Genomic DNA, 8,155 nt, shown 5'->3' on the forward strand with positions numbered 1-8,155 from the left:
CAAAAAGATTTATAAACCATGTATACTTTTTTAAAACTTCCACGTCTTATGTATGTTAACAACAAAAAGTAGGTGGCCGCTTGCAAATTCCAACCATTGCCGACTTGTACAGGGCGAAATCCCTTGTGATCGGCAAGTATTTGATGAAAATAGGATGTCCAAAAGAGGACGCAGAGGATATTATCCAAAATACGTTCTCCAAAGCTGTTGAACATATGATTCATTTGACCGTAGACAACCCTTCTGCGTGGCTGTTCAAGGTATCTATCAATAACTATTACGACCTGTGTCGAAAACAACAGCGGTATCCACATGTACAGATTGATGAGAGTTTTTTAGAGAATATGGGACGAACGCGTGAAGATGGTGAACATGTTTTGCTTCAATACGAACAGAAAAAGGAAATTGAAGCGGTACTCAATCGATTGAATCCGACGCAATCCAATCTGCTTGTCCTGAAATACGAAATGGGCTTGTCCTATGAAGAGATGAGTGGATTGTTGGATATAAAAGTCGATACGATCCGGACAACGTTGTACCGGTCGCGTCAAAAGTTTAAACAGGAGTGGAGTGAGTGTATTGAAAGACAATCATGATATGGATCAATTATTCAATTTCGACCATAAAGAAAAAGATCTAATCACGTCTGCGAAGCGGAAAAGTACGTGGCGCATGACGTGGATCAGTGGACTTGTTTCTGTGCTTATCTTGACACTCGTCGTGCTCATCAAATTGCAGTTGACCCCTTGGCTGCTTGACAGGGAAATCATCGCGCAAGAGTTTTATTACGAAGTGCATGGTGCCAACACCTTCGTCGGTCTATGGGATGAATCAATTCGCCTCATAGGCAGCAGTGCCAAAGCACCTCGCTATAAACTGGTGCAAGGGCAACCTGTCTATCGCGGGGACGTGACGAATGATTCAAGTCCTGTGGAAGTGCATGTATCGGCAGACCCCTTGCAGGCTTATGACTATTACGGCAATAAAATGATGCAATTCATCCATCCGCAAACAGCTAGCTCGGACGTGCCGAATGATTTATTCGGAATGGATGCCATGCTTGACAATACCATCATTGAGATGGGTGTATCTTTTAATGATGCATACTCATTAGATTCCGTCAGGCGGATGCTGCCCGAGGGACTCGATCTTCAGTGGGTATGGGTGGATGCGTTTCCCGTAATCGAAGAGGAAGAAGCATTTGAAATGATTTTAACGGAAAATGAAGTGATCGGCTATCCGCTGATTGATGAAACGGGTAAAGAAATCATGGATCCCATTGAGCACTTCATGGATGTCCTTGAGATCGGCAAAGACCGCGGAGGACGCTATAAACAAGAGATTGCATCGATTCAAGCTGCCATGCATGAAACAAGGACACTCGATGAAACCACGAAGAATGTGATTGGCGCCGTTGTTATTGGAGATAAGGAAGCGCTCCGCAACTTGCGGAATGATCCGATGGTACGCGCCACAAGTGTCGGAGCAATCGTCCATCCAGTGATCGGAAAAGGAGAGATGGAAAATGAATAAAACAATTCAATGGGTAAGTTTTGTGCTTGCTGCAGTTGCCATTAACATCCCTGCATTTTTACTTGCATCATTTACGTTATTTGGTACATCGGAGGGGACGAGTATTTTTTCAATCGATTACGCAGTAGCAGCCTTAATCGTTATTTTAGCAAATGGGAGCATTGCAGCACTATTTCTCGCTATCAATCGCAATTATGCGCGCGGGTTTTTCTACGCACTTGTGGCATCCGTTGCGGAAGCAATCTGTTTGTATATCGTATTAGTGACATTCAATATGAATGTATTACTTATAACAGGTATCGTCATTGTCATTAACATCGTTTTACTTATCTATATCATTACATCCACAAAAGCTAAACCAGTTATGCACAAGCAATCGTAACCGATGGATAAAAAAGCGGAAAACATGAATCGCATTGCGCGAGTACCTCAGGCCATATTGTCTGAAGTGCCCGCGCTTTTGTGTTTCATCTCAGTCCATCGAGTTGCTATTCCCTCCCTAGTCACACTGCTATACTAGAAAGATGTGGAGGTGTTCTCTAATGAGCAAAAAGATAGCGTTCATAGATGTGGAAACGAACGGGATGAGTGCGGAAATGAGTGAAGTGATTGAACTTGGCGTCATGCTCGGGGAGATGGAAGACAACAAGATTATAAGAGTTGCGGAAGAGTATTGTGAATTCCAGGAGCCCTTTTTCACGATTCCTCCAATCATTACGAATCTCACAGGCATCAATGATCAAATGGTGCGCGGGAAGACGCTTGATCTTGATAAGATCTACTCCATCTTGGAACAGGCGGATGGCATCGTAGCCCATAACGCTTCATTCGACAGGGGTTTTGTTAGCCGCCTTATGCCTGATACGCTTGACATGGACTGGTATTGTTCCGTGCGACAAATCAAATGGAAGAATTATGGCTTTGTAAACGGCAAGCTGCAACAATTGTTGAAAGCACACCGTATCGATGTCGAGAATGCACATAGGGCGCTGGATGATGCCGTTAATTTGGCGAAGCTACTGAATCATCCACATCCGGATCTTGAAGCGAACGGTACGTATCTTTCGTATCTGATGAGCAAGAATCCGATGAAGAAGCCGGTGAAATCCCGGGTATGACATTACTGGAAGGAAATGTCCGCTTGGATATAGTAAGTTAGAATATAACGATCCGCGAACCGTCTTCAGGTTTCGCGGATCGTTTTTTATTCGCAATAACAATGGTAGGATAAACTATAAAGCTTTTATAAAGTTACGAGATTCTAGAAAATTTGATGATAAATTATAGTCAGGAGGTAGGGCGATGGGTGAACAACTTTTGCTTGTGGAAGATGATGCTGAAATTGCGCGCGTCATTCAAGATACATTGCGGCAGGAAGGATACGGCGTGACATGGGCGACGACGGGACTGGAAGGATGGGAGGATTTCCAGCAGGGGCAGTACGATCTTGTGCTTGTCGATTGGATGTTGCCTGAAATGGACGGGATTACGCTTTGCCAAAATATCCGGTGGAAAAGTGATGTTCCAATCATTATGATCAGTGCGCGAAAAGAGGATGCGGACAAAGTGGAAGGTCTCGGCATCGGTGCGGACGATTATCTTGCTAAGCCATTCAGCCTCACGGAACTGAAAGCCCGGGTTGCCTCCCAGTTAAGAAGATGGCGGCGTTATATAGGTCAAGAGGAAATAGGCGGCGACACGCAGTATGCGGGCGGATTGATAGTGGATTGGAAGAAAGAACGGGTGTCTGTAGATGATCAATACGTACAACTGACGAATAAAGAGTTTGAACTGCTGAAGCTGCTGGCTGAAAATCCTGAACAGGTATTCACGAAAAGTGAGTTATATCAGCATGTATGGCAACAAGCCGGTCTTGGGGATACACATACGGTCACTGTGCATGTGAAAGAACTGCGTGAAAAGCTGAACGACCCCGTGAAGACGCCGCAGTTCATCCAGACAGTATGGGGAAAAGGGTATCGGTTTATCGGTGAGCGGTTATGAAAATTAAAACATGGTTGTTGGTATCTTATTTGGTCGTCATGCTATTGCCAATAAGTGCTGCATATGGACTGTTTGCATGGATTAATGCCTATCATCAAGACCAGCGTGTGGCTGAGTATATGGGGAATTGGACGGAACTAAATGCGTTGAAAGAAGTACTGGAGAATCCTGAATTATATCGACCAAAAGCGGATTGGTCTACTGTGAGTCAACTTGAAAACGACCAGTTATCGGTGACACTTTATACGGAAATCGGATTTGTCGTCTATGCGTCTAATCCGATTAAGCATACAGCGATGTCCTTCGTAGGGAGAGAGCAATTGTATGATGGTTTTTATGAAATGAGCCAGAAGTTTGGGGCGTTTACTTATAAGGAACCGGTTTTTGCAGACAACGAAATGGTTGGTGTGTATGAAGTCCAACTCGCCAGGGATCAATGGGTAGCGGGTGTTGAAAAAAGGACGTGGCTAGTTATTGTTGCTTTCGCGTTATTTTTCATCGCGTTATTTGTCGGTGTAACGCTACTCGTTAACCGGAAATTGAATAGTCCACTTCAACAGCTTATGGGACAGATGGATTCATTCGCACAAGGGAAAGAGGTTCAACCGATTCTTTCACGACATGATGAAATCGGGGAGTTGGCGAAGAGTTTTGACAAGATGCGGATTGACTTGACCGCGGCAAATAGACAACTGGCGGAGGAACAACAGGCTAAAGAGGCGATGATTGCTAGCATATCGCATGATTTGAAGACGCCGCTTACATCGATCCGGGCTTATGCGGAAGCGTTGCAAACGGGCAAGTTGACAGACTCCGAACAAGAAGAGTACCGCACGGTCATTATGGATAAATCAAGTTATATGCGGCAAATGTTGGATGACCTGCTCATGTATACGTTATTGCAATCAAGCAACTATGACATGAGCTACGTGAGTGTGGAAGGTGGTGAGTTCTTCGAAATGCTTGTCTCCGGTTATGACATGCTTTGTGCGGAAAAAGCGATTGAGCTTCGTGTCGTCAGTAACGTTACGGGGGACTATACAGTCAGTTCCAAACAACTGATGCGAGTCGTTGATAATTTGATGACGAATGCGATTACGCACACAGATCCAGGCAGACCAATCGAACTTGCTGCTGTCGATGCAGGAAATCCACCCGAATGGTGCTATCCATTCGTCATTGAAGCACTGAACCGTGAGAGTGGTATGTATTTGATTGTCCAAAACGAAGGGCAGGGCTTGACGGATGATGAAATCAGAGACGTATTCGATCCTTTATTCCAAGCGGACCCCGCGCGAACGAAAGCGGGAGAACGAGGCACTGGGCTTGGCTTAAGTATTACAAAACAGATCATGGAGAAGCACGGAGGCGACGTGCGGATGGTAGCTGAACTGGGTATCGGAACAGCGGTCATCTGTTGGTTGCCGGAAATGAAAGGGGAAAAATTCAAATGATGAAATGGATAAAACCACTAATAGCAGTCAGTTTTCTGCTCATATTTGCAGTCGGATTAGCTGCGTGCAATGCGGGAGACACAAGTTATTCACCTCAAGAAGTCGTGAACGAGGCACTAAAAGGTGCAGATGAACCCATCGCTTTCTACGGGGAGTATACGATGGCGATGAATGATGATGCAGGCAATATGTACACCAAGCAATGGACGGGAAAAAATGGAAAACGCCGAATTGAAATGACGTCAGAAGACGGTACTGAAGAAATAGTGGCAGTCAATGACGGAGTAACGATGACGATGTATGATAAAGCGAACAATACCGCGATGATTATGCCGATATCTGAAGAAGATATGAAATTGATCAATGCACAAACACCTCAACAACAGGCGAAGAAAATGCTCGAACTCGTCAAGGATTCACATGAGTTGTCGACTGCCGACAGCGAGAAAATTGCAGGAAGAGATACGTTCCATATTGTTGCCAAGGCGAAAAAGGATAAGACATTGGTGGGAGACCAGGAAATCTGGGTGGATAAAGAAACATGGATGGTACTCAAGTCCATTTCCCATAGTTCACAGCTTGTCATGACACAGGAATACACGAAAATCGACTATGATCCAGTCTTTGAAGAAAGCATTTTTGTCCTTGAAATCCCTGAAGGGGTAGAAGTGGAAGTGATCGATGAAGAGAGCATGATGCCGTCAGAGGTGACACTGGAAGACGTGAAAGCTGAACTGGGTACGTTCCATATGATCACTGAAACGGATGATGTGAAGCTATCGGCGTTGACGGTCATGGAAGGCATGGAAGAACGTCCGGAGTTTTCTTTCGATTATGTTGATAATGAAGATATTCCGCTATTTTCAGTAGGTGTGTTTAAAGACTTGTCGAATGTAGAGGACTTCGGTGCAACAGGCACAGCAGAAGCGATCACGATTCGCGGGGTTGAAGGAACGAAGATGGAGAGTGGTGACTTCCGTTTGTTGAATTGGATAGAAGACGGATTAGTATACAGCGTCTATTCAACAAATCCGACGATGGAATTTGATGAAATGCTAGGTTATCTAAAAGCGATGGACTCGGTGGAATGAAGATGAATAAAAAGGAAGGGACTGTGGCCATAATGGTTCAGTCCCTTTGTTTTGATGGATTGATAAAAGGAGGGAAGGTTGCTGGGAACTTTCTTCTGTAGGCATTCAAAATGCAGTCTACTCCTCATTCCTAGTTACGTCGCCACTAACTTCTCTTCATGTTCCTCAGATTCCTCAGATTCAACACCTTCGGCAGAATTACCCGGTTGAAGTTGTTCGGCAAGTTGTGTGTGTAATTTTGTCATACGTTCTTCAACTGCGAAAAGGCGTTCTGCCTTAGTTTAAATATGCACCCCTCGGCTCGCGTCCAATTTAATCTCGCTTTTCAAAGTCCTTTCCTCCCGCTCAAGTCCACGTTTTGATTGTGCGATCGACTTGGCGTGTTGAAGGGATATTCTACTTTGAATCATTTGATCCATTGTACTTGATGGTCGTTCACTGTCGATGGCCGTATCCTTTTCTTCAGTGGAATCCTCTTTTTTGCCCATATTTCCTTTTGCCATTTCACTCTCGATTTCACGGATTTGTTTGTCCAATTCTTTCAAAAGCTAACGTTTTGTCTCGCAAAAGCCGTTCTTAGTTACGGCTTTCGCTAATCCTCCCGGAGTTGAAGGCTTGCACTCCAATCAACTAAAAGTGTAGTTCCAAGCAATCGCCCCAAGTCACTTTACTTTTTCGATTGAAACCGACCCATCTGGGAAATGTATCAACATGCTACCGCCAGATGAGAAGATCACTTCAAAAGAAAGCATCCCATCATCAATCGGCAAAAACTCTTCGAATAACCAATTGTCCAATTCACGACTTAACACAGATTTTTCATTGTGATAATTAAGATGTCTGAATTGGAACAGCGAAGTATCTATAAAACTCAATTTCCATTTATCGCTTCCAGACAAGGTTAAGACAATATTGGTATGCAGCAAGTTTGTATGTTGAAATTCAACTTTAACAAGTTCGTAATCGTGAAAACCCCAGCCACTGAAACGATCAAAAACTGGTTTTGGCAGTCGGTTTACCAACATCTTATATTCATTTCTGTATGCCATTGCATTTTCCGACTCTTCCTCTTCCAACCTGATTAATTCTTCCTCGCTTGTGCAACCCATATTTAATGCCGTGTGTGCATCGTATGATCTATATTTCATGTCATTCACTCTCTTCAACTTTTTTTCAATTTGGACGTTTGCTTATTTTATAATTTCATGATTCTAATAGCACTGCCCTCTAACTTAAAAGAATAAGTTTCTACCATTCGGCAGCTTGCTGTCAAGGATGATTATAGGCTCATAGAGTAGGGAGCTATCGCTCTTTCATCAAGCCAATTATAAAATGGCGGTTTAGGTTTATGTTCTACTTCAAGTGATTTAACAAAAGTTTTAATCGTATTGCATAACTTCTTTTATGTACTCTTTCAAGCAGTCATTCAAGTTGGAATAGAAATGCCGAGTGTTTACCCACTTAGGTAAACTTTCAAAATTGCCAAAAGTAGCGATTATTCCCGTCTCTGTTTGCTTTATCCCGAGTGTTGTTACAAAACCCAATGAATACCCCTCGTTATCCTCAGCAAATACATTGTAGAAAACAGTAGATTCCTTCTCTAGATAATCATCAAACACCTCTGTATTAAATCTGTAACCTTCAACTACAGGAAGGTTTGAAATATAAGCTTCACGTGCATCATAGGATGGGAAATCCTTCACTGTATCATCCACTTTGTTATAGAAATAGCTTGTAATCATCTAAATCACTCCTGTTTTTTTATAAATATAGGAAAAAACCATAAAAATCCTAGCAATGAATAGATGAAGAACATTTCAACTTCTCTTTTCTAACGGGTTTCAAGATAATGGCCCTTTTAACAGCACAACCCTAATACCATAAGTGTGTCTTGATAAAGGAACAGGGTACAACCCGTTGATTTCCGTTCCAGGCGGACGCGTTCCGCGGGCACGGCTTCAGTCTGCTCACTACGCTACGCTTCGTTGCGGGGTCTTTCCCGCTGGAGCATTCCTGTATGGAAAGTCGGGCCCTATTGAATTGAAAAAGCCCTCTTGGTATGATGCGGTTGTC

Annotated in this window: 10 protein-coding genes; 7 read left to right on the forward strand and 3 right to left on the reverse strand. The window is 43.5% G+C overall.

What is annotated here, in order from left to right; all coding sequences use genetic code 11:
• Positions 1–80 precede the first annotated feature (80 nt).
• From H9649_RS16795 to H9649_RS16825, 7 genes are all read left to right on the forward strand, one after another.
• Positions 81–596, forward strand: coding sequence for an RNA polymerase sigma factor (locus tag H9649_RS16795; protein WP_191696058.1), 516 nt, complete (start codon positions 81–83; stop codon positions 594–596).
• The gene (locus H9649_RS16800; RefSeq protein ID WP_191696059.1) at positions 580–1,533 is read left to right on the forward strand and encodes an anti sigma factor C-terminal domain-containing protein; all 954 of its coding nucleotides are present in this window, start codon (positions 580–582) and stop codon (positions 1,531–1,533) included. Before H9649_RS16795 ends, H9649_RS16800 begins: the two co-directional genes overlap by 17 nt.
• Positions 1,526–1,915, forward strand: a complete 390-nt coding sequence (locus H9649_RS16805; RefSeq protein ID WP_191696060.1) for a hypothetical protein — start codon at positions 1,526–1,528, stop codon at positions 1,913–1,915. Before H9649_RS16800 ends, H9649_RS16805 begins: the two co-directional genes overlap by 8 nt.
• 160 nt (positions 1,916–2,075) lie before the next feature.
• Positions 2,076–2,651: an exonuclease domain-containing protein gene (locus H9649_RS16810; protein ID WP_191696061.1), complete on the forward strand. Its 576-nt coding sequence runs from the start codon at positions 2,076–2,078 to the stop codon at positions 2,649–2,651.
• A 184-nt stretch (positions 2,652–2,835) separates the two neighbouring features.
• A complete protein-coding gene (locus H9649_RS16815) occupies positions 2,836–3,537 on the forward strand; it encodes a response regulator transcription factor (RefSeq protein WP_191696062.1) in 702 nt (233 codons plus the stop codon).
• Positions 3,534–4,991 carry a HAMP domain-containing sensor histidine kinase gene (locus H9649_RS16820; RefSeq protein ID WP_191696063.1) on the forward strand — a complete coding sequence of 486 codons (1,458 nt, stop codon included), beginning with the start codon at positions 3,534–3,536 and terminating at the stop codon, positions 4,989–4,991. Before H9649_RS16815 ends, H9649_RS16820 begins: the two co-directional genes overlap by 4 nt.
• Complete coding sequence (locus H9649_RS16825) at positions 4,988–6,082, forward strand: LolA family protein (RefSeq protein WP_191696064.1); 1,095 nt, start codon at positions 4,988–4,990, stop codon at positions 6,080–6,082. Before H9649_RS16820 ends, H9649_RS16825 begins: the two co-directional genes overlap by 4 nt.
• 281 nt (positions 6,083–6,363) lie before the next feature.
• Here H9649_RS16825 and H9649_RS16830 read toward each other — a convergent pair whose 3' ends face one another.
• The 3 genes from H9649_RS16830 to H9649_RS16840 form a co-directional block, all read right to left on the reverse strand.
• The gene (locus H9649_RS16830; RefSeq protein ID WP_191696065.1) at positions 6,364–6,627 is read right to left on the reverse strand and encodes a hypothetical protein; all 264 of its coding nucleotides are present in this window, start codon (positions 6,625–6,627) and stop codon (positions 6,364–6,366) included.
• 117 nt (positions 6,628–6,744) lie between these two features.
• Positions 6,745–7,230, reverse strand: a complete 486-nt coding sequence (locus tag H9649_RS16835; protein WP_191696066.1) for a hypothetical protein — start codon at positions 7,228–7,230, stop codon at positions 6,745–6,747.
• A gap of 231 nt (positions 7,231–7,461) precedes the next feature.
• Positions 7,462–7,824 (reverse strand): hypothetical protein, encoded by a 363-nt coding sequence (locus H9649_RS16840; RefSeq protein ID WP_191696067.1) that lies wholly within the window; start codon positions 7,822–7,824, stop codon positions 7,462–7,464.
• Positions 7,825–8,155 lie beyond the last annotated feature (331 nt).

Source organism: Sporosarcina quadrami (genome assembly GCF_014836615.1).
Classification (GTDB): Bacteria; Bacillota; Bacilli; order Bacillales_A; family Planococcaceae; genus Sporosarcina; species Sporosarcina quadrami.